The following is a 26,451-nucleotide window of genomic DNA, read 5'->3' on the forward strand; positions in this document are numbered from 1 at the left end:
TGCAACCGTACAACTCTAAGCCAAAGCCCTAACTGCGTTTAACTTGCACAGGTTAAACCAAAAAAATAACACTATATATTCTCTTTTCAAGAAGAACTATAATCAAATTTACAATTAGCCCCGTTTACTATTAAATTCTGATAATCCTGATTTTTACCAAATTTTTTTAGTAGTATATTGCGTGACTTTGTCGCAAACGCCCGTCAACTCGGCCATCAACTTCGAATAAAAATACCGGCCGGTACGTTAAATAATTTAGAATTTCCCAATAAAAGTTGCTTTTTTTTACGATTCTGATATTCAGGACGCTAAAAACGGCAGCATAACCCAACGCTGTTACGACCATGTCTGATCAGGTTGACCAATTCGCGGACTGTCAGGATCAAGCCTTACAGAACCCCACCAATCAGGGACTATCCAGTCCAGGACTCTATCGTTCTGAGTTCGAACACGACAATTGCGGTATCGGCTTTGTGGCCCATATTAAAGGTCGAAAATCACACCAAATCGTATCAGATGCCCTTCAGATGCTCCGCCGAATGGAGCACCGGGGAGCGGTCGGTGCAGAACCTAATTCTGGCGATGGTGCAGGTTTATTGATTCAGATTCCGCACGAGTTTTTTCTGGATGAAACCCGTAAACTAGGCGTTCACCTGCCTCCAGCGTTCGAATATGGCGTTGGCATGGTTTATTTTCCGAAAGATGTCTGGCTTCGCGAAGAGTGCCGGGCCATTCTAAACCGGAACATGAAAAAGCTCGGGCTGGAATTACTATGCTATCGTGTAGTACCAGTCAATAACAGCGATTTAGGAAATGGCTCGCGTTCTGCCGAACCACAAATGGAACAGGTGTTTATTAAACGCCCAACCGATATTACAAACGCCGACGATTTTGAGCGTAAACTCTACATTTTGCGTAATTACAGTACCCGTATTATCAACGAGACTGTTGCCGGAGTTGATCATTTCTACTTCTCGTCGTTGTCCTGCCGTACGATTACGTATAAGGGTCAGCTAACAACGCTACAACTTGAACCTTACTTCCCTGATCTTCAAAAGGAAGAAGTAGTTTCGGCGCTGGGTGTTGTGCATTCACGGTTCTCTACCAATACGTTCCCTTCCTGGAAACTGGCCCAACCGTTCCGGTATATCGCTCACAATGGCGAAATCAATACAGTACGCGGTAACGTTAACTGGATGAAAGCCGCTGAGGGTCTGCTTGTGACATCGAAGTTCACAAAGGATGAGATGGATATGCTGTTACCCATCTGCGATCCCAAGCAATCAGACTCGGCCAACCTCGACAATGCCATCGAATTACTCGTGATGAGCGGTCGTTCTCTACCGCATGTCATGATGATGCTCATTCCCGAAGCCTGGGATGGTAACGAGCATATGGACCCCGTCCGGAAAGCATTCTATGAATACCATGCGGCTCTGATCGAACCCTGGGATGGTCCGGCATCGATTTCATTTACCGACGGCCGCATCGTTGGTGCTACACTTGACCGTAACGGTCTGCGCCCTTCGCGGTTCTGGGTCACCAACGACGATGTGGTCATTATGGCCTCCGAAGTTGGAGTACTCGACATCGACCCTGCTAAAGTAGTATCAAAAGGTCGTCTGCAACCCGGCAAAATGTTCCTGGTCGATATGGAACAGGGCCGTATTGTAGCCGATGAAGAAATCAAGGCAGAGATCTCGACCCGCAAGCCTTATCAGCAGTGGCTGGATGAAAATAAAATACGGATTTCGGACCTTGAAGCACCCGTTCGGGCGTACCACAAGTATGATCCGGCGAAACTGTTGCGGATGCAACAGGCGTTTGGCTTCACGTCCGAAGACTTGCGAATGATTCTGGCTCCAATGGTCGAAACAGGCAAAGAAGCGCTTGGATCGATGGGTATCGACATACCCCTGGCAATTCTGTCGGAGCAGAGCCAGCACATGAGTCATTACTTCAAACAGTTATTTGCGCAGGTAACGAACCCGCCGATCGATTCGATTCGGGAGCGGTCGATTATGTCGCTTATTTCGTTCGTTGGTGCTACCTATAATCTGCTGAGCGAATCGCCTGAACACTGCCGTCAGGTTGAACTCGAACAACCCGTATTAACGACGCAGGAGTTTGACAAACTGCGGTTTATCGATAAACCAAATTTCCAGGCGAAGACCCTCAACTGTCTCTTTACAGCCGATGGAGAAGGCAAATCGCTGGAACGGGCTCTTGAACGGATTTGCCGCTACGCTGAAGATGCCATTGAAGATGGTTATTCGATTCTGGTACTGTCTGATCGGGCGATCGATTCGAGCCATGCGCCCATTCCGTCATTGTTGTCTACATCAGCCATTCACCACCACCTGATTCGTCAGGGGCTGCGTGGTAAAGTGGGGATTGTCGTTGAAGCCGGCGATGTGTGGGAAACACACCACGTTGCTACCCTGATTGGCTACGGCGCATCGGGTGTAAACCCTTACATGGCATTCGAAACGATTGCCAACATGAAAGAAAAGGGTTTATTACAGGTTGATTATGACCTCGATAAGCTCTACAAAAATTACGTTAAGGCTGTAAACGGCGAATTGCTTAAAATCTTCTCGAAGATGGGTATTTCGACGCTGCAATCGTATCAGGGGGCGATGATTTTCGAGTGCGTTGGCCTGAATCAGGATGTTGTAAGCCGTTATTTCACCGGCACCGTTTCGCGTATTGGCGGAATGGGCCTGGATGAAATTGCCCGCGAAATTCTTATTCGGCACTGTATTGCATTCCCGGATATGCCGGTTTCGGCTCCGCGACTGGAAGTAGGGGGTATTTATCAGTGGAAACAGCGGGGCGAAAAACATATTTTTAACCCCGATACAATCCACCTGCTGCAACAATCTACACAGCGGAACGACTACTCTATTTTCAAGAAGTATTCGAAACTCATTAACGATCAAACGCAGAAGGCGATTACGTTGCGTGGCTTGTTGAAATTCAAGAAAGCAACACCTGTACCACTGGATGAGGTCGAGCCCATTGAAAGCATCTTCAAGCGGTTTGCCACAGGAGCCATGTCGTTCGGGTCGATCTCTTGGGAAGCGCACACAACACTGGCCATCGCCATGAACCGCATTGGCGGCAAAAGCAACTCGGGCGAAGGTGGCGAAGACGAACTTCGCTACAAACCACTCGAAAACGGCGACAGCATGAACTCGGCTATTAAACAGGTAGCTTCGGGTCGGTTTGGCGTAACGAGTTATTATTTAACGAATGCCCAGGAGTTGCAGATCAAAATGGCGCAGGGTGCAAAACCCGGCGAAGGTGGTCAATTGCCAGGTTTTAAAGTCGATGACTGGATTGGTCGCACCCGCCACTCAACGCCCGGCGTTGGACTGATTTCGCCACCTCCTCACCACGATATCTATTCGATCGAGGATTTGGCTCAGTTGATCTCCGACCTGAAAAATGCCAATCGTGCCGCTCGGATCAGTGTTAAACTGGTATCAGAAGCAGGCGTAGGTACAATTGCAGCCGGAGTTGCCAAAGCCCACGCCGATCATATTCTGATTTCCGGACACGATGGCGGCACCGGAGCGTCTCCCCTTTCGTCAATCCGCCATGCGGGTCTGCCCTGGGAGCTAGGATTGGCCGAAGCGCATCAAACACTGGTTCGTAACAAACTTCGTGGCCGCGTAACGGTGCAAACCGATGGGCAAATGCGTACAGGTCGCGATCTGGCCATTGCCGCTTTGCTTGGTGCCGAGGAATTTGGCGTAGCTACAGCTGCGCTGGTTGCAACGGGTTGTATCATGATGCGTAAGTGTCATCTCAATACATGTCCGGTTGGGGTGGCAACCCAAAATAAGGAGCTTCGTGCCCTCTTTACTGGTAAGCCAGAACATGTGGTGAGCATGTTTACCTTCCTGGCGATGGAGCTACGGGAGATCATGGCCGATCTGGGTTTCCGTACGGTTAATGAAATGGTGGGGCAAGCTCAGATGCTCGAACTCCGCGAGGATTTGCCACACTGGAAATACAAAAATATTAACCTCAATGCCCTGCTCTATAAAGAGCCAACCAATCTGGATGTTGCGCTTTACAAGCAGGAAGAGCAGAATCACCATCTGGACGATGTACTTGATCGGAAACTGATCGAAGTTGCCAAACCAGCACTGGACTCATCCGAATCAGTATACGCCGAATTTACGGTACAGAACATCGATCGGAGCATCGGAACGATGTTGTCCAACGAAATCTCCAAAGTATATGGTGGGCCAGGTTTGCCGGAAAGTACAATCCACGTCAAATTACGTGGTACGGCTGGTCAAAGCTTTGGCGCATTCGGCACGAGCGGGATCAAACTTGAGCTGGAAGGGGATGCCAATGATTATTTCGGTAAAGGTCTCTGTGGTGCCCAACTGATTGTTTATCCGGATCGAACAGCTCAGTTCAAGCCAGAGGAAAACAGCATCGTTGGTAACGTATCGTTCTACGGTGCGACATCTGGCGAAGCGTTCATTCGCGGCATGGCAGGGGAGCGCTTCTGTGTTCGTAACTCCGGTGCGAAGGTCGTTGTCGAAGGAGTTGGTGATCATGGCCTGGAGTATATGACTGGTGGGCTGGCTATCATTCTTGGACAAACTGGCCGCAACTTCGCAGCGGGTATGTCGGGTGGTGTTGCCTACGTATACGATCAGGATGGTACGTTTGCTTCGAAAGTGAACCCAGAAATGGTAAATCTCGAAAGCCTGACTGACGAAGATCAGGGTATCCTTCGAGAATATGTCGACAAGCACTTCCAGTATACGACCAGTAATGTAGCCCTGGCTCTGATTCAGGACTGGGACGAACAGATTGGTCGGTTTGTGAAAGTGATGCCGGGTGACTTCCGGAATGCCCTGGCTGGACGTGGTATCTCGCTGGCTGAGCAGATTCGGGACAAAAATGTTGTTTATCAAGATATAGTGGTAGATGTGACGCAGGGGTAACTGCGAAGTACTATGGGAAAACCTACCGGATTTTTAGAATTCGCGCGTGAATTGCCTAAGAAGCGCGACCCGCAACAGCGGATTCACGACTATAAAGAAATCGAGATGCCGTTTTCGGAGCAGGACTCCCAACGGCAGGCAGCTCGTTGTATGGACTGTGGCACTCCATTCTGTCATAGCGGCTGTCCCCTTGGCAACATTATTCCTGAGTTTAACGACGCAGTTTATGAACAGAATTGGGCCTATGCCTACGAGATTCTAAGCTCGACCAACAACTTTCCGGAATTTACAGGCCGGATCTGCCCTGCACCCTGTGAGGCTTCGTGCGTTCTGGGTATCAACAAGCCACCCGTTGCCATTGAGTTTATTGAGAAATCGATAGCTGAAGTGGCTTTTGAGCGGGGTTATATTACACCAAAACCACCAAAGGTTCGTACAGGGAAGCGAGTGGCAGTCGTTGGTTCTGGTCCTGCTGGTCTGGCCGCAGCCACTCAGATGAATAAGGCTGGCCATACGGTAACCGTCTTTGAGCGGGCCGATCAGATTGGTGGCCTGTTGCGGTATGGTATTCCAGATTTCAAACTCGAAAAATGGACCATCGATCGCCGATTGGCTGTTATGGAGGCAGAAGGCATAACGTTCAAACCTGGCGTAAATGTTGGTGTAGACGTAAAAGCTCAGGATTTGCTCGATCAGTTCGACCTGATTATGCTTACGGGTGGTTCTACCGTTCCACGCGATCTATCCATTCCTGGCCGCGACCTGAAAGGCGTTTATCCGGCCATGGAGTTTCTGAGCCAGCAGAACAAACGTAACGCAAACCGTCCCTTGGTCGTTGATCATCAGGGTGTTCCCTACACAGACAGTGATCTTTGGGCAACGGATAAAAATGTTGTTGTTATTGGCGGTGGTGATACCGGCTCTGACTGTGTGGGAACCTCGAACCGTCACGGAGCTGCCAGCGTAACGCAAATTGAGTTGATGCCAATGCCCCCGAAAGATCGGGCAACCAGCACGCCCTGGCCGAACTGGCCAATGATGCTTCGTACCAGTACCTCGCATGAGGAAGGCTGCGAACGCTACTGGTCTATTAATACCAAAACGTTTGTAGGTGATGAAGCGGGTAATCTGAAAGCGCTCCGAATCGTTGATCTGGAATGGAAAAACGAGAACGGCCGAATGCAGATGGTTGAAGTTCCCAATTCAGAACGCGACATTCCGTGCGAGCTGGCTCTGCTGGCCGCTGGCTTCCTGCATCCTCAACACAATGGCCTGCTGGACGATCTGGGCATTGAGTACGATGAACGGGGAAATGTTAGAGCAACAAATTATCAGACAACGACAAATCCGAAAGTTTTCGCTGCTGGTGATATGCGCCGTGGCCAGTCGCTCGTTGTATGGGCTATTTCTGAAGGTCGTGAAGCGGCCCGTGCTGCTGATACTTACCTTATGGGAGAGTCATTGCTCGAAGGGAAAGCTGTGTCGATGTTAGCTGAAGTATAATGTTTTATTCTTAAGGGCTAAAAGAGCCGCTGGTCTTTAGACTAGTGGCTCTTTTTTTATTGAATCCACTCTAATAGGACTTTCACTAAGAAGCGTGCTTTGGTTATTAGGAACTTTATCCGAAACCGTGGCACGCATCTTAGTGAAAGTCCTATCTCAATTTTATCAATTCAGATTACCGTTAACTAAGTCGGTAACTTATTTTATTGTAAAGACACATTCAATTAGTTACGTTGCATCCAGTATCGAGCTTTCCGGCTCATTATCAACCAGTTTTGATAGTTCTATGCGCAAAATCGTTTGTCATCTATTTCCACCCTAAACAACTTTTCAATGAAAACTGCTCTACTTTTAGTCGCATCAATGACCCTGTTTTGTTGGTGCGCTCCAATTAGTTATAGTCAGGATGTTATGTCGAGTTCGCTTGATCCGATCCCGGCGGGATGGACAGGCAAAGTCTTCGCGCTTAGCAAAAACTACCCAACCAGCCTACCCGTTGGGGCTAAACCCTGGACGCTCTTCGACTTTCGAACTCAACCTTTACAGTACATTAACGCGGTTAAAAGCTATGTTTTAGCGGGCAATACCAGCAAAGATTGGGTTTTGCAGAATAATACTACCCGCAAATGGTATCATGCTCCCTCCATGATCTGGGGAACAAACGGTCGGGAGTTCATCAATGGAATGACTCGTGAAAGAAACAGTCAGCCTAAAGAACTACACCCTTTACAACTCACCCGCTGGCAGAACTGGGCGGTAGGCTTTTATAATAACAAAGGCGGTTACACGCTTGGAAAAGTGTATGCCGATCCGAATAATCCGTCTGCGACACAAGCCGTTTTCCCCGACGGTACTGTTGCTGCGAAACTCCTGTTTACGAATGCCAGCATTGCCGAAGTACCGTACCTGGCAAATAGTTTTACCTGGCAGGGGAATATACATACCACCTTATCCGGAACAACACGCGGTCCTGCTACCTTACGCTTACTTCAAATGGATATAGCCGTTAAGGATAGCCGCGCCGGGACAACTACAGACTGGGTCATGATAACCTTCGCCTATAATGATAGCGCGCCCGGAGCAACTCCCTGGGATCGATTAGTACCGGTAGGGATCCAATGGGGCAATGACCCGGCCAGCATCAATTCAGGGGCTCCCTTAACTGAAACCTGGATCAATCCTCAGTTTGTCACTTTATTTACGGTTGGCGACTGGAAAATGCACACAGGCTATAAAAATCGGTTAAATGGACCAGTCGACAACCCTAGTTCATCCTGCCTGTCCTGTCATGGCACCGCACAAATGCCCGCAATTTCGGGCGGTATGACACCCAATACCAGCAACAATGCGTCTCTCAATAAATACTTCAGGAACATTAATCCTCCTGCTGTTTTTGAGGATCTGGCAGGCATCACGGAAACTACCCTTGACTATTCGTTACAACTAAAAGTCGGAATTCCTTTAGCCATAGCGCACGCCCCACATCTTATGGCTATAACGAGCCATAACTCCGATAGCGCCCAATCATCAGACCTACAATCGTTGCGAAAAATAAAGGTTTTTTTAACCACAAGGGATTTTGAGGAAGCCGATTCAACAACTAAAAACCCGCATGGTATAGTCGCAGATCCGGCTCCTTCAGAAGATAAATCCTATTCCAAATGGCTTTGGGTTCTTGGTGGAATCATTGGTCTCCTGCTGTACTTTTTTATACGCAGAAAATAAAAACGCTCACTTTTCAGCAATCACTTCCACTTCAACTAGTATATCATCACTGGCAATTTTGGGGATGCTTTTTATTTCGGCAATGCCCGGTGCTCCCTGCGTAAAATACGTAGCGCTAACACTATTAACCTGTTGCGATATAGTCGAATTAACCTGACTTGTTTGACCTTTAACGTGATAGGTCACCTGTTTTACGTTACGAAGCGTCATACCAACAGTGCCTAATGCTGTTTTCAGATTTTCAAACACTTGCTGAGTCTGAGCGGTTAGGTCACCCACACCAACCAGTTCACCACTAGTATTGAATGGGCGCTGATTGCAGACATATACCTGCCTTCCTATAGCTCCTGCCTCAATCTTATAGAGGTAGCCGGACGGGAATTTCGTTGTTGTCTGTGCCTGGGCGAACGACGCCAGTAGAACGCCCAGCAGCACAGTGAAATGGATTTTCATGTTCGTATATCGTTGGTTTAAAGCATAACGGGTTCCTCCTTTTCATCGAAAAAGAGATAATTCAGAAAATCACAATATGGCTTGATGATACGGCAGCCACGCACCACTTCATCAGCAAAGTTAGGTTTCAGAACTTCTTTGTCGGTATATCGATGAGCGAAAAATAATTCTTTACGGCGCAGTAATTCGATTTCTGGATGGTCGGCAGGATACCCTTTGGGCATAACCTTCAGCGTTTCGCCCTGCACTTCAGGGAAGTAGGCTTTAAATTCGTCGGCTTCAATAATATTCTTTAGCTCATCGACATTATAGTCTACTTCCTGCCGAAACTTAGCCAGATTAGTGGGTGTCGGCTGCCACATGCCAGCGCCCAGAAACGACTGGTTGCCCGGCTGAATCTGTACGTAATAATCGATCCGCCCCGAGTGCCGTCCCCCAGGGCCAATGGCAAAGGCCAGATTAGACTTGTAAGGTGCCTTATCTTTCGAAAACCGAATGTCGCGGTTGATCCGGAAAATACAGTCCTTCACGGCCGTATTGGCCAACGGTTCAAACGGACTCATGCCAGCCAGTACACGCTCGACAACGCTACATAGCTCACTTTTGGCGTCATCATACCGAGCCCGGTTGGCATGAAACCAGTCACGATGGTTATTTTGAACAAGATCGCGAAGAAAATCAAATGTCTCCTTGGTAAAGACAGCGTTTGAAGATGGTTTTGTAGTCATAACTAACCAAAGATAGCTAATTATGAAAAAAAGTTAAGGTTTATGAACTACAGTTTGTGAGCGCATGTAAAACCATGCCCAACTGAAATGATCGTACTGCTTGTATCCTTACCCATTCGGCGAGCCAGTTCTGACCGGAATTTAAGACGCTTTTGACAGCTGATCATTCAGTCCGCTTAATGGATATATACGACTGTAAAGCTTCAGCTGCCAGATCAGAAGCAATGAGGCTCCCAAAACGACTGTATTTAAAGCTAGGGCTGACAATTCCTGTGACCGCTTCCAAATGCTTCGATGCTGAAAATCGAAGCACCATCTGTCTAGTCTGTTTTATTTTATTATAAAATTATCACTCTATTAGTTACATATAGGCCTCAGCAACGTCATATTCATAAGCAGGACCAGAATTTTTTACAGCAAAACATGATAAATATTTAATTTAAACCCCTTGCTATGAATCGCTATCTATATTTATTAGCCAGTTTGATTTTGCTTAATACTAGCACTTTCTCACAACCATTATCGAAATCCTTACCCGAAATCTCTAATGTAGGTACACAGAAATCTACTATTCCTTTTTGGGGAGTAGCTGTAATTATTCCAACATGGAAGATTTTTGGTAAAAAAAGGTGAAGTCCTTACCAATTGCACCAACAATCCATGAACTTAAACAGAGGTCTGATTTTTCAGCTACCTGTATGGAATTCCTTCCTGATTATAGTGAATATTCAAAAAGAGTGTATTCCATACAACCAGCCATTTCAGAAGTTAAGCCTCCGTTAAAGTTTCTAGGAAACGTTTTAGTTTCAAGCCAGCTTCACGATATTCAAAATATTGACCACCAGAGCTTCTTTTGGCTTAAGGGTAATTATATACCAGAAATAGATATAGCACATGGGCAAAAGCCTAAAATAACTGCACCCAAACCACCTTTTACGCCAGAAGTATATCATATAGCCAGTGAGTGTAATCCGTATCGTTGTTATTATACGAGCGGCTATTATTGGAATAATAACAACGAGTGGGTTATCAAAGGGTATACCGAATATCAATCAACATCATGTAGAGGTACTACTTACTATAATGGGGAAAGCTATAGTTTACAAGAAGAAGAATACGATGCTTCAATGTGTGGTGCAGGTAGTCCACCAGATGGAAATCCCAATACTCCGGGAGGAGGGCCCACAGGTGGAGGACCATCGGAGTTTCCTAATCCAAATTTTAATATCAATTCGTTACCAAGCTGTAGTCAGAATATAGTTAGACAAATCCTTAATTCATCCGTGGTAGGTGATTATATTATTGGTGCATTAAAAAGTTGGTCACAGGCTAATAATATCCAAATAACTTTCCTGTGGGAAGACTTACAAGATTCCGCTGTTGATGCTGACACGAGAATGAATAGCCAAACAAATAACTCTTGGGTTATTACGCTAAATAGTGGCGCATTAGCGAATGCGAGTCGAGACTATATTGCAGCTACGATAATACATGAGGCAATGCATGTGATCCTTGGCTCTGGTCAGAATACCTCTGACCACAACCAAATGGCTAACAACTATATACAGACTATGGCAAATTCGCTGCTGTATGCAGGATTCATTATGAACCAAAATGAATTGACGGCATTGAGTTGGGGCGGCTTAAGTGATACAACAGCTTGGGCAACAATGATCGCAAACGATCAAGCTAATAATACAGGTGTAACAGGGTCAATCGCTTATATTAATTCTCAATACAAAAATGGTCTGCAAGGTCAAATCTGTAATTAAGTATCTGCTGATTACTTATTCACTGGGAATTAGTATGCTCCCTGCGTTGAGTCAGTCAAGCCCTCCTCAGTTGAAGAATAAAAAATATCCTGGCATGTCATTTTATGCAGGGTTTCGCCAAAAGAAAGACAGTGCTACTGTCGTAACGGTTAAATTCAAACTAACTGAAACCGGCTTTTTAGATACCCTGTCTGTGTCTTCAAATGCTCCTAAGGATTATTATGAAAACCTAAAGAAGCAGTTAGTTGAACAAAATGGGAAGTGGAAGCCCCAGTATACAGACGGAAAGTCAGTGCCGAGTAAGTGGCTTGTTTATCGTCACTATGTGATGGGGCCAGACAGTCCTAGCCCTAGTGGCAGATGGAAAGCAATCGATGAAGCCTATCAACGAGATTATGACCTTTTTCGGTGTTTACACAAAGGTTTGAAGCCCATTGACTGCTTGACTCCTTATATTGAAGGGCCAGATTTCTTTTTATTCCCACCTGAGAGGTACCCAACTTTCAATTAATGCTTTTTTCGTACAATTAGGAGTGGAGTATAACTTTTAAATCTCGTGTCTTATGGACATAAAAGTGGTAACGGGTTCCTGAATTTGCTTCCAGGCTTTAGGGAATACACGTTTGTAGCGAGGAAAGGTATAAAATAACTCTCTGGCAATCAGCTTGCTTTGTAATAACCAGCTCTGTATATTCGGTTGATTTTCACTAAACCGCTTACAGTTATGAATCTGTTACATCGCATTGAGCATTGGGGAGACACACATCACCCCGCCTGGACTGACGCTTTGCGGATTATGCTGGGCATGATACTGGTTCTGAAAGGAATCAGTTTTATTAGCGACACCACTTACCTGTCCCAACTGGTGGGTGGTCTGCATTTTGGGCTATTCCCAGTAATTCTGGTGCACTACGTTGCCTTTGCGCATTTAATGGGCGGTTTCATGATTGCGATGGGGTGCCTTACCCGCCTGATGATCCTGTTGCAGCTTCCAATCCTGATCGGGGCGGTTTTTTTCGTGAATATCACTCAGGGCTTTTCTGCCTTAAATTCTGAACTCTGGCTGTCGCTGATCGTGCTGGCTTTGTTGCTGACATTTTTGGTGATCGGCTCCGGGCGTTTTTCTATGGACGAATACATGAAACAACATGCGCAATAATTTTCAGGCGTGTTGAGCCCGCTTTTTTTGACTTAACACGCCTGAATTCTATGGTAAACTAATGAGTCGCGACAGTGAAGTAGGCTCGCTTATTTCAGGTTTTTATCAACTAGCACAGCAGTTGTAGCCTTACGGGGCGCATCAAACTTGTCTTCAAAAGCAACCTGACCATTCGACTGAGTAAAGCGTGTAAAATCTACTGATCCAGTCCCCTCGAAATCGTAGCTAATACCGATAATATCTCTGGCGTCTGTTGGAATAAGGGCTTCATATGCCTTTTCCCCGCCGATAAACACCTGCGCTCGTTTATTTCGAACTTCGCACTTAAGGTCGACCCATTGTGATAAATCGGCTCCAAAAGCAGATAAATCGGTGTTCCTGGCGTCAGCATAATGGCCTGCCAGGTAGATATCCAGATTGCCTACACATCCTTTTGCTGACAGTGGAATAGAGAAAAACTCATTCTTGCACAGAATCATAATAGTAACGTTCTGGCAGATTGAGGAACCCCGCTTAAAATCACTTTTCACTCTTGTTTCCAGCGTAAAATTATCGTTACGAAGGTTCTTTAATTCCTGCACGTAGCGATAACGAACGGTCGGTGGCTTAGGCTGCATCTGAATATTATGCTGCTGAATGGCAGCTACCGATAAGCTCAACATGCCGTTTTTAATCACATCGTTCTCCTGAAAATAAACGGGTACTGGCTCTTGCATGACGGCAATGTGCCACCCATCCGACGGAATCATCAGATTATGCTCCCGAACGATCTGATCACCAATAACCAGCTTCGCCCGAAAATAGCCCGGATGATAATAGATTGACGTGTATTCATGTCCGTTCTTTGGAACTGGCTGACGGCGATTGGGGTCCCATGATTGCTGAATAAACACCTGATCAGTTGGTGAGGCTGTGGCGTCGTAGTGAAACACAACCGAGTTGGGAATACCTTTTGTTACCGGTTGGCTGCTGAACGAAAAACGTTCAGGCGAAAGTGATTTACGCCTTACATAATTTAGAAAAAAGGCTGATACACCAATCAAACCAATAAGAATACCCGCGCCAATCCACCAATGCTTTCTCGTGGCCCGACGAACTGGCTTTGGTGAGGGAACATTGTCAACAGGTACCAATTGTGCTATTGGCTGAACTTGTGATGTATTCCTGAATTGCTGCCAGTTTTCGTAACCCGCAAACTGAACCAATGCATTAAGCGTCGTTGTCGTTGGGGCCGATTCGTATTTCACTCGCCCCCATACCCGCTTGAGTGTTGTTATGCTCAACGATACGCCTGTTTGCCCGGCGATCAGTTCACTGAGTCGTTCAAAGTCCTGCGTTGCCCAGCCTCCACCACTACCCCACCCTACTTTTTCTTCAATCAGTTTACGGCAACGGTCGAGCTCCTGGCTTTCCTGTTGAGTCACCATTTATCCTCTATATCAACCAGTTGAGAGTTTGTACAAACTTGAACGCAAGTTGAACGGCGTTGAATCGCCCGTTTCCCATCGAATTTGCAGGTTTGCTTCACTACGACCAAATGTACTGAAACAAACCATGATAATCAGGCTATACGCTTTTGTCTATTGGCTTATCGTTACTGCTCACGCAGCCAATGCACAAACCAAAATTCCCTACGGCAATAACCCGCAAACGGGTCACTATTATAACGTGGGCGATGCCAAAATCTACTATGAGATCTACGGAAAAGGGAAGCCTGTTGTGTTGCTACATGGCGGTTTGTTCGGCTATATCGACGAATACGAGTTCCTGATTCCTAAACTGGCCCAAACCCATCAGGTGATCGCGATTGGAACCCGAGGTCACGCCAGGTCGGAGATTGGCACGAAAGCATTCTCATACGCACAACTGGCCGACGATGCCTATCAGGTAATTCGTAGTTTAACTAAGGATAGCGTTATCGTGGTCGGTTTTAGCGATGGCGGCATTACGGGTTACAACCTTACCGCAAAACACCCCGAATTGGTCCGAAAACTGATCGCTATGGGTACACCAAGACGACCTGCCGATCGGGCATTGAGCACACAGGAAGAGGGTAAAATGACAGCAGAACGGCTGGATAAGATGGCGCCCGATTTCGTAAAATCCAGAAAGGAGCTCATGCCCGAACCTGCCCGCTGGAATGAGTTCCTGGATAAGTTAGATGTGCTATGGAATCAGCCAACATTCATTACCGATGAGGCTATTCAGCAGTTCAAATGCCCGGTTTTGCTCATGGCTGGCGATAAAGATCCTTATTTCAAAACGGAAAAACTGCTCGAAACCTACCGGTTACTTCATACCGGGCGACTCTCACTCATTCCGAACTGTGGCCATGTGGTGCTTTACTGCAACTTCCTGGCGGTTTGGGAAGCCATTTCCCCGTTTATCAACGAATCAATCAAAACCACAAAACAATGAAATTCCTTTTATTGGCCTTTTGGCTGGTCACGGGTCATTACGTTCTTGCTCAAACGACAGCCCCCTTCGATGCGTCTACCTGGACTATTGAGGGTAAGATGGAAAAAGAAACCTTTCAGGGGAAAGAGGGCATCCGGCTCATGGGAGGTGCTATTTACCTCAAGGACAGCACATTCATGAATGGAATTATTGAATTCGATATGACCCTTTCCAGGAATCGTTATTTCCCAGGTTTCGGATTCCGAATTCAGGACAAGGAAAATTTTGAACAAATCTATTTGCGGCCCCATCAATTAGGGAACCCCGATGCCATTCAATATATGCCCGTTTTCAAGCGGCAGGAAGCCTGGCAACTCTACTATGGCGATGGCTATTCGACTGCGGTGACATACCCGTTAGACGAATGGGTCCATATCAGATTGGTGGTTCTGGGTACGCAGGCAGAGGTCTATGTCGGCGATCAAGGTAAGCCTGCTCTGGTGATTCACCAGTTAAAACGGGCAGCAAAGCCAGGAAAGATCAGTTTGGATAATGGCGCGCCCGTATTTACCCGCTATGCAAATTTTCAGTATACCAAGACAGATAACCCTACTTTACTGGGCACGTATAAGCAGGCAGCACCCGCAAAGCCAGGAACGATAATGAGCTGGCACATTTCGAACACATTCGATGAAAAGCGGCTCGACAACGGCTATGAAATTCCGCAGGATCTGGCTAAACAGGCAATGTGGCATACCCTCCCGGCCGAAAATACGGGTGTTGTCAACCTTTCCCAGATCAGCAAATTACGCGAGGGCCTCAATACGGTTTTTGCCAAAGTGACTCTGGTGTCAGACAAGCCCCAAATCAAGAAACTTCAGTTTGGTTTCAGCGATCGGGCTAAAGTTTACTGTAATGGCCGACTGCTCTACAGCGGACAAGATGGGTTCATGTCACGCGATTATCGTTTTCTGGGTACAATTGGTTATTTCGATGACACCTATCTGGATCTGAAGAAGGGCAAAAATGAACTCTGGATTGCCGTCTCGGAAACCTTTGGCGGCTGGGGAATACAGGGAATCATTGCCGATCAGAGCGGATTAACAATCGAGTAATTAAACACATAGACCTTAATTACCAAGTCTTTTCTGATACCTCACTTAGCCTTTGGCGGGTTGGGCAAAAAGGCAGTCAGTATGCCCAATAAGGGAAGAAAAGAGCAAACATTATAGACGTAAGCCAAACTGGTAGCATCGGCCAGTCGTCCTAAAACGGCTGAGCCAATGCCTGCCATTCCAAATGAAAACCCAAAAAATAGCCCTGCGATCATCCCCACTTTTCCGGGAACAAGTTCCTGAGCGTAGACCAGAATTGCCGAAAATGCAGAAGAGAGCGTCAGGCCAATGCACACGGTGATAATGCTGGTCCAGAACAGATTCACGTGCGGTAAGAGCAAGGTAAACGGGGCGGCTCCCAGGATGGAGATCCAGATTACATACCGACGTCCGATCCGGTCGCCAATAGGCCCACCGATAAAGGTGCCGACGGCAACGGAAAACAAAAACACGAAGAGATATAACTGCGACTCCCGGACAGATAAATGAAATTTTTCGATAAGATAGAATGTATAATAGCTGCTCATACTGGCCATATACACGTATTTGGAAAAGACCAGCACCAGCAGAATAGCAATCGATATAATTACCCGTTTCTTAGACAGGCCAGGCATCAGCTCTAGCCCCTGGCCTTTAGTCTGACGTCGAACGCTATGTTTTTTATACCAATTTCCTAATAGCGCCAGTATGCCGATGGCCAGCAAGGGAATGGCAGCAAACCAGCTAACCGATGACTGCCCATGCTTAACGATCACCAGGGCAGCCAGTAGAGGGCCAATAGCGCTCCCGGCATTGCCTCCCACCTGAAATAACGATTGAGCCATACCCCGTTTTCCCCCGGATGCCAGATAGGCCAGTCGGGAAGCCTCTGGATGAAAAATAGCCGAACCCATACCAATCAGCGCTACTGAAACCAGCAACCACTGAAACGAATCTGCTATTGATAAACTTAGCAAACCAATCAGCGTAATGCTCATGCCCGTTGCCAGTGAATAAGGCATCGGTTTTCGATCGGTAAACAAGCCAACAAATGGTTGAAGAAGTGAGGCCGTTATCTGGAAAACAAGCGTAATCAGACCCACCTGCGTAAAATTAAGGCGGAACGATTGCTTGATGACAGGATAGATAGCGGGTATAATTGCCTGAATAGTATCGTTCAGCAGATGCGAAAAACTAATCGCAAACAAGATCGGAAACACCGTTTTTTCAACGGTCAGTGTAGCCTGGGCAGGTGCTGTTACTTGTCCCATAATAGATCAGATCATCTGATGTTTAACAATAAATAGAAATCAATTAATGGTTGACAATCTTATCAGCAAAATGCCAGGCAGCTTCGGCGTTCTGTTCGATAATGCTGGTGAGCAGTTGCTCATGCAATAGTTGAGTTGCTTTAAATTCGTCCGTGGTTTTAAACTTTTCCAGAAACGAACTCGTAAGTTGAGTGGCAAAGGCCTGGTACAAATCGGCCAGAATGGAGTTTCCCGATGCCTGAGCGATCCGGGTGTGAAAGTGAATGTCGGCAGCTATACAGTCTTTGGGTTGATTTAGGTCGGCATATTTCCGTCGTTCGCTGAGAAAAAAGGTCATTCTCTCAATATCTTCCTCGCTACGATTGAGAGCCGCTTTGCCCGCTATTTTGTGCTCAAGCATCAAGCGTACTTCTTCCAGATCCTGCGTATTGACCCGTTGTAATCGTTGACTTAAGGACTCCTGCTGTGGCTTGTTGGTTTCAACAAATGTTCCTGCGCCCTGTTGTACCCGAATCCAGCCCGTGTTGGATAAAATGCGTACGGCTTCCCGAATTGTGGAGCGGCTAACACCAAAATAGCTCATCAGTTCTGGTTCGGTGGGCAATCGTTCACCCGGCCCCCATTTGCCTAATGAAATCTGTTCCTGCAGTTTACGAGCTACCTCGTCGGGTAAACTAAGGCGATTAATTTTGTCCCCATTCATCGGATCATCTGATGTTTCAGCAAAAGTAAAAAATTACCATAAAATTGTCCTCCTGCTTTTTATAAATGAGAAAAATTTAGTGCATTTCAGCACATACATACACGAAAGCAACGTCCAAAATCTTGAAAAATACCAAGATTATTTGAGTCAGGGCGCGACAACTTTGCCCGTCAACTAGCAAACAAGCCTAATGAAAAAGCAAGCAATTTTAAAACGACTTTCGCAGGGATATATCCTTCTATCAGCAGTAGCTCTTTTATCGGTCAGCATCATGGCCTTTTCCAGTCCACAATCGGTAATGGACCTTGTTCACGTTCAACTGAACAACACGGATGCCTTTAGTTCAATCAGGGGCGTTTATGGCGGTGTGGGCCTAACATTATTTATCAGCCTCATTTACCTGATGATCAACGACATCCAGAAAGGATTAGCCTTTTTAAGCTTACTTTGGGGCTTTTATGCGCTGTCGCGTGTAGTTACCATCTTTACGGAAGGGTCTTTGGGAGATTTCGGTACGCAATGGCTAGTCACTGAATCTGTGCTGTTCGTCATTGGAGTAATGCTTTACCTGACCAGTCCTCAATCGGCAACCTTTCCGACAAAGACAAAGCTTCAATCGGCATAAAAAAGTGGTGCAGGATTGAGAAATCCTGCACCACCTACCAAATTTACTGCTTGTTAAAGGTTAAGCTTCATGATTGGTTTCGTTGCGACTTTTCCCGTTTGCCGAAACTGGTTGCGTTGCGGGTGTCATTGGCTCACTTGGCTGTTCACCTTTTTTTGCGTTTGCTTTTAAGGCCGCCAGACCTTTTTTACCATAAGCCAGTCGTGTTATACCCACGTAAAGCACTGGTACGACGAATATGGCCAGCGAGGTAGCGGCCAACATCCCGCCAAGTACTGTCCGGCCGATCGTAGCCCGCGCAACACCGCCTGCACCACTGGCAATAGCCAGCGGAAATACGCCCAGAATGAACGCCAGCGAGGTCATTAGAATCGGGCGTAACCGCAAACGAACCGCTTCGATTGTCGATTCCAGCAGATCCTCTCCCCTATCAACGCGCTCTTTGGCAAACTCTACGATCAGAATGGCATTCTTGGCAGCCAGACCTATCAGCGTAATCAACCCAATCTGCGCGTACACATTATTGCTTAAATACGGGAACAGAATCAGGGCCAGAATAGCGCCAAATGCGCCAATCGGTACCGACAGCAACACTGAGAACGGCACTGACCAGCTCTCATACAGAGCAGCCAGGAATAGAAACACAAACCCCACCGACAGCATGAAAATATAAATCGAGCTGCTACCGGCGTTTATTTCTTCACGGCTCAACCCTCCGAAATCGTAGGCATATCCCGCCGGAAGCACTTTAGCTGACACTTCACGGAGCGCATCATTGACCTGGCTACTACTATATCCCTCCTTGGCAGAACCATTTAGCTCAACCGACCGGAACAGATTGAAGTGCGAAATCAGAGGTGCATTTTCGATGACGGTGGTTTTGATAATAGCACTGATGGGAACAAGCTGCCCAGCCTGGTTTCGAACATAATATTGCCCCAAGTTCTTGACATCGGCTCGATACATGGTGTCGGCCTGGGCTACCACCCGGAATTTCCGACCATAAATAATGAAGTCATTGACGTACTGACTACCCAGAAACGTCTGCATGGTTCGGTACACATTGCTAACCGAAATACCTAACTTTTTACATTTATCGCGGTCAACCTCAACCCGATAGGCTGGGGTTTTGGCCGTGAAGTACGTAAAAGCACGGCCAACTTCTGGCCGTTTGTTTAACTCGCCAAGAAAATTCTGAACCACATTATCGAAAGCCCGAACATCATCATTGGTTTCGCGCTGTTGAATTTCAAACGTAAAACCCGATGACTGCCCAAGGCCAGGAATAGCGGGCGGCTGCAAAACCTGCGGTCGGGCATCGTTCAAACCCGCCAATGCTTTCTGCAACTTCACCACCAGCGAGTCGGCCTGCATATTGCGCTCTTTACGCTCGTCCCAGGGTTTCAGTTTCATAAATACGGTCCCACTGTTTGACTTCGACGCGAAGGTAACCGCGTTCAGGCCACCCAAAGCCGCAAAGTGATCGACATAAGGCTGATCTTTAAGGATAGCCATGATTTTGTTGAGTACCTCCAGACTGCGGGTAGTAGAAGCCGCTTCAGGAATTTCATACGTCACAATCAGTCGACCTTCGTCTTCGGTTGGAATAAACCCGGTTGGTTTCGAGCGAAACATCATGCCCGTTCCGATGTATAAGACAACCAGGCCCACAATAACCAGCGGTGTGGCTTTAATAAGCCGTTGCACCCCGTTTGAGTACGAATTCGTAACCCGCTCAAACCATTGGTTAAATTTGTAGAAAAACTTGTTTAAGCCGGTTGCCTTTTCGTCGATGTGCATCGGGCGAAGCAACAGCGTACATAAAGCGGGGGTCAGCGACAAGGCCACAAACGCCGAAATCAATACCGAAACGGCGATGGTGATGGCGAACTGTTGATACAATCGCCCAACAATACCCGGAATGAAACCGACCGGTACAAACACAGCCGCCAGAATGAGGGCAATGGCAATAACCGGGGCCGAAATCTCCCGCATCGCTTCTACTGTCGCTTCTTTCGGCGACATGCCCTTGTCAATATTTACCTGCACGGCTTCCACCACCACAATGGCATCATCGACCACAATACCAATCGCGAGTACGAACGCAAAGAGAGTCAACGTGTTGATGGTGAACCCAAGTGGCACAAACAAGGCAAACGTACCGATAATAGACACCGGAATAGCCAGCAGCGTAATAAGCGTGGCACGCCAGCTTTGCAGAAACAGAAATACGACCAGAATAACCAGTACCAGGGCTTCGAGCAAGGTCTCGACCACTTCAGAAATTGACACCTGAATGACCGATACAGACTCAAACGGCACTACGTATTCAATATCTTTGGGGAACGTCTTCTTCAGATTGTCCATTGCTGCGTAGACACCCTCTGCCGTCTCCAGCGCGTTACTGCCCGGCAACTGATAAACAAGCAGATAAGCCGCGCGTTTGCCATCGACAAACGAATTACTGGCATACGAAAATTTACCCAATTGCACCCGTGCTACATCTTTCAGGTATACTAACGACCCGCGTGATGGATCACTACGAACAATAATATTGTTGAATTCGCTCTCTTTACTGAGTCGGCTATTCGTAAAAACGGTGTATTCAAAAGCCTGTGAACCAGGTTGTGGCGGAGCACCTACCGAACCACCCGCTACTTGCAGGTTTTGTTCCTGTAAAGCGCCAACGACATCGTCAGGTGTCAGGCCAAGCTGTGCCAGCCGGTCGGGTTTGAGCCAGATCCGCATACTGAAGTCATCGGCCCGGCTAAAAATGTCGCCCACACCCGGTACGCGTAACAGCGCATCGCGGATGTAGATGTTTGTGTAGTTATCCAGAAACGACACATTGTGCGTGCCTTTGGGCGAATAAATGGCCACCAGCATAAACAGCGATGGGTTCCTTTTCCGAACTACTACACCCAGGCGGGTAACCTCTTCGGGCAATTGCGGCTGAGCAATACCAACGCGGTTTTGAACATCCAGCGCGGCAATGTTTACGTCCGTGCCCACGTCGAAGGTTACGTTCATGGTCATCCGGCCGTCGTTGGTGGCATTTGTCTGCACATAGCTCATGCCGGGCGTACCGTTCACCTGTGTCTCGATGGGCGTGGCAACCGTTTGCTCGACCGTCTGCGCATCAGCTCCGGTATAGGTGCCCGTTACCTGTACAACCGGGGGGGTAATATCGGGGTACTGGCTGACCGGCAAACTCAGCAGAGCAAGCACACCTAATGCCACAATCACGACGGATATAACAATGGCAGTTACCGGTCGGTTAATGAAATTTTCTGCAAACATAATTTTCTAAATTGTTGAGTGAACGGTCCCGTCAGGGGTAACAGGGTGATTGATTAAAGGAACTTCAATAGATCACCATGCCGATTACGCCATACTTATTATTTTGCAGCCTGCTTGCTACTCGATTCAGGCTTCGCTCCACCCGGTCCAGCCGTTGTCTGCCCCGGAGACGTTACTTTCACAACAGCTCCTTCACGAACCTTCTGCGTTCCTTCCGTCACAATTGTTTCGCCTTCGTTTAGCCCATTTCGAACCACAACTTTATCATTGATACGTGGCCCAAGGGTTACCTTTTTCTGCGTCACTTTGCTGCTATCGCCAACTACCCAGACGAAATATTCGCTCATCTGCTCGGTCACGGCCTGATAAGGAATCAGCAGTTGTGGCTTGCCTGTGCTGTTTTTAACCCGAACGTTGGCGGATAAACCGGCTTTAAGCTGTTTTTTAGGATTCGGAAAGGCAATTCGAATGCGAATGGTGCCCGTTTGCGGATCGACAGCGCGGTCGACAATGCGAACCGAACCAGGATATGGGTAACGGCTACCATCGGGAAGCATCAGAATAAAGGTTGAGTCGCGGGCGACTGATTTCTGGTTCTGGAGTTGCAGAAAGCGCGAAATCTCTGACTCATCAACCTGAACGTCAGCGGCAATCGGATTATCCGACGAAATGGTATTCAAAGGTGTTGACCCAGGTGCAACGGCCGCGCCTAATCGTACCTGCGAGATACCAATCGTGCCGTCAAGTGGCGCGAAAATCGTCGTATATTTCAGGTTCGTTGCCACTTGCTGGATACTCGCCTGAGCAGCCTCAACCTGCATTTTAGCTGCTTCCAGGGTTGCGTTTGCATTATCGACCAGTTGCTTGGCAACAGCGTCCTGCTGAGCCAGGGTATTATACCGGTCAGCGTCTTTCTGAGCACGGTTCATGTTTGCTTTCTGCACGTTCAGGTTCGCCACCGCCTGATCATAACCAGCCCGGTATTGTTGCGGATCGATCGTGTATAGCTTCTGCCCTTTCCGGACAGGCTGCCCATCCTGAAAGAAAATTCCTGTAATGTTACCAGCTACCTGAGGCTGGATGTCAACCAGAACCAGGGCCGTAACTGTAGCCGGGAATTCGTCATAATAGGTCGCGTTCCCCTTCGATACTGACAAGGCCGTAACGGCCGTTGGTGGCGGTGGAGCTTGTTGCTGATTGTTTTTATTGCCCCCACAAGCAGTGAGAAATACAGCTATAACTGGAATAAGAAAGCGTTTGATCATAGTAGATTGTACGTTGTGTGCTGTCGGGCGGGCAACTGTTACCAGCTCAAACCCAACATTTTATAATATATCAGGATGTCATGGTTTAGACAATGACATCACTTCCAAAAACTTAAAACCGAATGACACCTAATGCCCGTTGAACGTCCAGTTTGCTGATTAACACCTGATACAATGCATTGAACACATTCAGGCGTGACGTGCGTAGATCTGCCTCAGCAATAGTCACATCAAGGTATGTTTTTATACCGGATCGATATTGCAGGTTAATAATTCGGTAGACATCCTCGGCAAGCAATTGATTCTCGCGCAAAGCCAGATAGTTGGCCAGATTGCCTTTATACGTTGCTAACGCCTGAGCGTATTCTGCATCGACGGCACTCGTCAGGGAAGCTAAATCCCAATCCAGTCGCTGAACCTGTAGTTCGGCAATCTTTAGTTGCTGGATTCGCCTGCCACCCTGAAAAATGGGTAGTGCAACCGACAAACCGATCAATGAGTTCGGAAATGTCTGCGTATACAACTGCCCAAAAGCGTTGTTCTGATAGAGAAGATTGTAGTTACCAAACGCCGATACAGTTGGCAGATAAGCCCAACGGTTATATCGAACATTAGCGTTTAATAACCGTCCCTGCGTTTGTAAGAGCTGGTATTCGATGCGGGTTTGCGGATTAACCAGTTGCATCGTATCCAGCGTCACTTCGTTTGCCAGTTGCAACGTATCATAGGTAACGGTCAGTTGGGAGTTAGGCGGATAACCCATGAGTTGCTTTAGCGTCTGGTATTTTGACCCAATCAGATCATTGTACTGCTTTCGCTGGGCAATCGAATTGTTGAGCGCTATTTTCGCCCGCTGAGGATCCGTTTTATCCACAATACCACCCTGATACTGATTCGTTGCATCCTGCAAACTCCGTTGCAGGCGCGTAATATCCTCGCTCAGAATATCGACTTGTCGCTGCGTCAGAATCAGATCGTAAAACGCCTTACTCACATTCACGACAACATTGATTTTGTTATTCACCGTTGTCTGGGCAGCCTGAAGGCGGTAAGCATCAGCGGTTTGGCTGGCTAACAGCAAATCACGGCTAAAAATACTCTGAGACAGTGAAAACGAGACAGTCGAGGTGTTCTGGGCGCCCAGCGCCGTTGGAATACGCTCACCATTGGCGTTCGGAATGAGCGTAACCGGAAGTTTCAGGTAGTGCTGTAAGTTATAACCAGCAGCGATCTGCGGGTACCAGGCGGCCAGGGAGCTTTGAACAGTTCGTTCGGCAACTTCCTGATCAATAACCGACTGACGAACAACGGGTTGATGGCTTAATGCATATTGTATGCAATCTGGAAGATAAGCCTGTTTCGCTAGAGAATCGTTGCTTTTCTGAGCCTGTATTCTGACGGACAATAAACATCCAAATACTAAGAGGAAGCTAATAAAACTATTTTTCATAACATCGTGAAGGGCAATTAAACCGCCCCTGGCAGATAGTCAACGGCGTGTACTATCTACAACTATTTACAAGTATCATTTTGTTCGCTTATACTCTAAAATATAAGATAGCTTTCCTCTATAATGCTGCTTTTCGTTTGCCAAACCCATTTGATCACTGTAATTTCGGGACTTTATCAGTACATATGCGCCATGGCGGAAGCAACGAAAGACTCTTTGGAGAACAGTACAGCTGACCGGTCTCTGAATTTTATTGAACAATTTGTCGAAGAAGATATTGCAGCCGGTAAAAACGGAGGTCGCGTTCATACGCGTTTTCCGCCCGAACCGAACGGCTACCTGCATATTGGCCACGCTAAATCGATTTGCCTCAATTTTGGCCTGGCCGATAAATATGGTGGGCAAACGAATCTCCGTTTCGACGATACCAACCCCGTTACGGAAGATACCGAGTACGTTGACTCGATCAAGAACGACGTACGCTGGCTGGGGTTTGACTGGGAAAACGAGTTTTATGCATCCGATTATTTCGATCAGCTTTACACATTGGCAGAAACGCTGATCAGGAAAGGATTGGCCTATGTCGATGATTCGAGCGCGGAAGAGATTGCTGCTCAGAAAGGTACGCCTACCGAGCCGGGACGCATGAGTCAATATCGCGACCGGAGCGTAGACGAAAACCTGGATCTGTTCCGTCGCATGAAAGCCGGTGAATATCCCGACGGTGCCAAAGTGTTGCGGTCTAAGGTTGATATGGCCTCACCGAACATGCAACTCCGCGACCCGATCATTTACCGGATCAAGCACGCACATCACCACCGTACGGGCGATACGTGGTGCATCTACCCAATGTACGACTTCGCACACGGTCAGTCAGACGCCATCGAGCACATCACGCATTCGCTCTGTACGCTGGAATTTGAAGTTCACCGGCCCTTATACGACTGGTTTATCGACAAGCTGGACCTGTTTCCATCCCGTCAGATCGAGTTTGCACGGCTCAACCTGACCTATACGGTCATGAGCAAACGTAAGCTCAAGCAGTTGGTAGAAGAAGGCCATGTTAACGGTTGGGACGATCCCCGTATGCCAACGATTGCGGGTATCCGTCGCCGTGGCTACACGCCTGCCAGTATTCGTGAGTTTGCCGATCGCATTGGTATTGCCAAGCGCGACAACCTGATCGACGTGGGCCTGCTGGAGTTCTGCATCCGTGAGGAACTGAACAAGACGACCCACCGTGTGATGGCCGTGCTGGACGAAAAACCGCTGAAACTGGTCATTACGAACTATGAAGTTGGCCGTGAAGAGGTCATGCCCATTGAAAACAACCCTGAAGATCCTACGGCTGGCGAACGTAATGTGCCATTCAGCCGCGAGGTGTACATCGAGCGCGATGACTTCATGGAGAATCCTCCCAAGAAGTTCTTCCGGTTGTTTCCCGGTGGTATGGTGCGGTTGAAAGGTGCCTACATCATCAAGTGCGATGAGGTAGTAAAAGACAACGCCGGTGAAATCATCGAACTGCATTGCTCCTACATTCCCGAAAGCCGAAGTGGTTCCGATACATCGGGCATCAGCGTAAAAGGCACAATCCATTGGGTGTCGGTGCCACACGCCGTTGAGGCTGAAGTTCGGCTCTATGACCGCCTGTTCTCGGTTGAGAACCCAGCGGCCGATGAGCGTGAATTCCGGGAGTTGTTGAACCCAGCTTCGCTGGAAGTCGTTCGCGCTTTTGTTGAACCGGCTTTAGTGGAAGCAGCCCGTTCTGGCGCCCAGAGTAATTTCCAGTTCATGCGCAAAGGCTATTTCATTCTCGATCAGGACTCTACTGACGAGCGGCCTGTCTTCAACCGTACCGTCACGCTGAAAGACAGTTGGGCGAAAGAGGTGAAGCGGGGGTAAATTTTGAGTATACCTACCAATAAAAATGGTCTTTATTTGCAATGACTGTCAGTAGACAGGTAGTTGCCAACTAAAGACCATTTTTGTATTCATACTTTAAGAACCTGAATCCGAATGACCAAAACCAA

19 protein-coding genes are annotated in these 26,451 nt (G+C 47.5%); 11 read left to right on the forward strand and 8 right to left on the reverse strand.

Annotated features, from left to right (window positions below; all coding sequences use genetic code 11):
* Positions 1–344: 344 nt before the first annotated feature.
* The 3 genes from gltB to G8759_RS25710 all read left to right on the forward strand — a co-directional run bounded on the left by gltB (position 345) and on the right by G8759_RS25710 (position 8,201).
* Positions 345–4,973: a glutamate synthase large subunit gene (gene gltB / locus G8759_RS25700; RefSeq protein WP_167214705.1), complete on the forward strand. Its 4,629-nt coding sequence runs from the start codon at positions 345–347 to the stop codon at positions 4,971–4,973.
* Between the two features lie 12 nt (positions 4,974–4,985).
* Positions 4,986–6,476, forward strand: a complete 1,491-nt coding sequence (locus G8759_RS25705; protein WP_167214710.1) for a glutamate synthase subunit beta — start codon at positions 4,986–4,988, stop codon at positions 6,474–6,476.
* Positions 6,477–6,809: 333 nt separating this feature from the next.
* Positions 6,810–8,201 (forward strand): hypothetical protein, encoded by a 1,392-nt coding sequence (locus tag G8759_RS25710; RefSeq protein ID WP_167214714.1) that lies wholly within the window; start codon positions 6,810–6,812, stop codon positions 8,199–8,201.
* A 6-nt stretch (positions 8,202–8,207) separates the two neighbouring features.
* Here G8759_RS25710 and G8759_RS25715 read toward each other — a convergent pair whose 3' ends face one another.
* Positions 8,208–8,654 (reverse strand): RidA family protein, encoded by a 447-nt coding sequence (locus tag G8759_RS25715; RefSeq protein ID WP_167214717.1) that lies wholly within the window; start codon positions 8,652–8,654, stop codon positions 8,208–8,210.
* 17 nt (positions 8,655–8,671) lie between these two features.
* Positions 8,672–9,382 (reverse strand): DUF2461 domain-containing protein, encoded by a 711-nt coding sequence (locus G8759_RS25720; protein ID WP_167214720.1) that lies wholly within the window; start codon positions 9,380–9,382, stop codon positions 8,672–8,674.
* Positions 9,383–9,835: 453 nt separating this feature from the next.
* On the opposite strand from G8759_RS25720, the gene G8759_RS25725 reads away from it, so the two are divergent.
* The 4 genes from G8759_RS25725 (at position 9,836) to G8759_RS25740 (ending at position 12,313) form a co-directional block, all read left to right on the forward strand.
* Positions 9,836–10,015 carry a hypothetical protein gene (locus tag G8759_RS25725; protein ID WP_167214723.1) on the forward strand — a complete coding sequence of 60 codons (180 nt, stop codon included), beginning with the start codon at positions 9,836–9,838 and terminating at the stop codon, positions 10,013–10,015.
* 65 nt (positions 10,016–10,080) lie between these two features.
* Entirely contained in the window at positions 10,081–11,154 is a 1,074-nt protein-coding gene (locus tag G8759_RS25730) for a hypothetical protein (RefSeq protein WP_167214726.1), read from the forward strand.
* Positions 11,126–11,665: a hypothetical protein gene (locus G8759_RS25735; protein ID WP_167214729.1), complete on the forward strand. Its 540-nt coding sequence runs from the start codon at positions 11,126–11,128 to the stop codon at positions 11,663–11,665. The genes G8759_RS25730 and G8759_RS25735 overlap by 29 nt, the downstream gene beginning before the upstream one ends.
* 213 nt (positions 11,666–11,878) lie before the next feature.
* Positions 11,879–12,313, forward strand: a complete 435-nt coding sequence (locus G8759_RS25740; RefSeq protein WP_167214732.1) for a DoxX family protein — start codon at positions 11,879–11,881, stop codon at positions 12,311–12,313.
* A gap of 89 nt (positions 12,314–12,402) precedes the next feature.
* On the opposite strand, the gene G8759_RS25745 is transcribed toward G8759_RS25740, so the two are convergent.
* A complete protein-coding gene (locus G8759_RS25745; protein WP_167214737.1) occupies positions 12,403–13,740 on the reverse strand; it encodes a hypothetical protein in 1,338 nt (445 codons plus the stop codon).
* A 127-nt stretch (positions 13,741–13,867) separates the two neighbouring features.
* On the opposite strand from G8759_RS25745, the gene G8759_RS25750 reads away from it, so the two are divergent.
* Both G8759_RS25750 and G8759_RS25755 read left to right on the forward strand, forming a co-directional pair.
* Positions 13,868–14,731 carry an alpha/beta fold hydrolase gene (locus G8759_RS25750; protein WP_167214740.1) on the forward strand — a complete coding sequence of 288 codons (864 nt, stop codon included), beginning with the start codon at positions 13,868–13,870 and terminating at the stop codon, positions 14,729–14,731.
* Positions 14,728–15,825: a LamG domain-containing protein gene (locus G8759_RS25755; protein WP_167214743.1), complete on the forward strand. Its 1,098-nt coding sequence runs from the start codon at positions 14,728–14,730 to the stop codon at positions 15,823–15,825. Before G8759_RS25750 ends, G8759_RS25755 begins: the two co-directional genes overlap by 4 nt.
* Positions 15,826–15,866: 41 nt before the next feature.
* Here the strand turns inward: G8759_RS25755 and G8759_RS25760 are convergent, their stop codons facing one another.
* Positions 15,867–17,075, reverse strand: coding sequence for an MFS transporter (locus G8759_RS25760; protein WP_167214746.1), 1,209 nt, complete (start codon positions 17,073–17,075; stop codon positions 15,867–15,869).
* A 43-nt stretch (positions 17,076–17,118) separates the two neighbouring features.
* A complete protein-coding gene (locus tag G8759_RS25765) occupies positions 17,119–17,778 on the reverse strand; it encodes a FadR/GntR family transcriptional regulator (RefSeq protein ID WP_167214749.1) in 660 nt (219 codons plus the stop codon).
* 190 nt (positions 17,779–17,968) lie between these two features.
* Between G8759_RS25765 and G8759_RS25770 the strand changes: the two genes are divergently transcribed.
* Positions 17,969–18,403: a DUF4345 domain-containing protein gene (locus G8759_RS25770; protein ID WP_167214753.1), complete on the forward strand. Its 435-nt coding sequence runs from the start codon at positions 17,969–17,971 to the stop codon at positions 18,401–18,403.
* A 60-nt stretch (positions 18,404–18,463) separates the two neighbouring features.
* On the opposite strand, the gene G8759_RS25775 is transcribed toward G8759_RS25770, so the two are convergent.
* From G8759_RS25775 to G8759_RS25785, 3 genes are all read right to left on the reverse strand, one after another.
* Entirely contained in the window at positions 18,464–21,703 is a 3,240-nt protein-coding gene (locus tag G8759_RS25775) for an efflux RND transporter permease subunit (RefSeq protein WP_167214756.1), read from the reverse strand.
* A 98-nt stretch (positions 21,704–21,801) separates the two neighbouring features.
* On the reverse strand, positions 21,802–22,968 hold the full coding sequence (locus tag G8759_RS25780) for an efflux RND transporter periplasmic adaptor subunit (protein WP_167214759.1): 1,167 nt from the start codon (positions 22,966–22,968) through the stop codon (positions 21,802–21,804).
* 112 nt (positions 22,969–23,080) lie between these two features.
* Positions 23,081–24,418 (reverse strand): TolC family protein, encoded by a 1,338-nt coding sequence (locus G8759_RS25785; RefSeq protein ID WP_167214762.1) that lies wholly within the window; start codon positions 24,416–24,418, stop codon positions 23,081–23,083.
* A 192-nt stretch (positions 24,419–24,610) separates the two neighbouring features.
* On the opposite strand from G8759_RS25785, the gene G8759_RS25790 reads away from it, so the two are divergent.
* On the forward strand, positions 24,611–26,323 hold the full coding sequence (locus G8759_RS25790; protein ID WP_167214765.1) for a glutamine--tRNA ligase/YqeY domain fusion protein: 1,713 nt from the start codon (positions 24,611–24,613) through the stop codon (positions 26,321–26,323).
* Positions 26,324–26,451 lie beyond the last annotated feature (128 nt).

This window comes from Spirosoma aureum, from assembly GCF_011604685.1.
Lineage (GTDB): Bacteria > Bacteroidota > Bacteroidia > Cytophagales > Spirosomataceae > Spirosoma > Spirosoma aureum.